The organism is Rhodobium orientis (assembly GCF_003258835.1).
Taxonomy (GTDB): Bacteria; Pseudomonadota; Alphaproteobacteria; order Rhizobiales; family Rhodobiaceae; genus Rhodobium; species Rhodobium orientis.
On the sequence record NZ_NPEV01000161.1, the window covers coordinates 1 to 273 of the forward strand.

Consider the following 273-nt stretch of genomic DNA (forward strand, 5'->3'; position numbering starts at 1 on the left):
ATGTTTTTCAATGCTTCCACATTGTCTCTGTGGTCGACCCGTTCGATATCCTGTTCGATGATCGGCCCTTCATCCAATTCGTTTGTCACATAATGCGATGTTGCTCCGATCAGTTTAACGCCTCTTTCATATGCCCGTTTATACGGATTCGCCCCGATAAAAGCCGGCAGGAAGGAGTGGTGAATATTTATGATTTTGTTCGGATGAGCCGAGACAAAATCAGGCGTTAAAATCTGCATATATCGGGCGAGAACGATGACTTCCGCACGATAC

General features: G+C 45.8%; 1 protein-coding gene. It reads right to left on the reverse strand.

Annotation, left to right across the window (positions count from 1 at the left end):
- Positions 1 to 273, reverse strand: a 273-nt coding sequence (locus CH339_RS25655) for a formyltransferase family protein (protein ID WP_276329894.1), incomplete at both ends; no start/stop codon positions are given.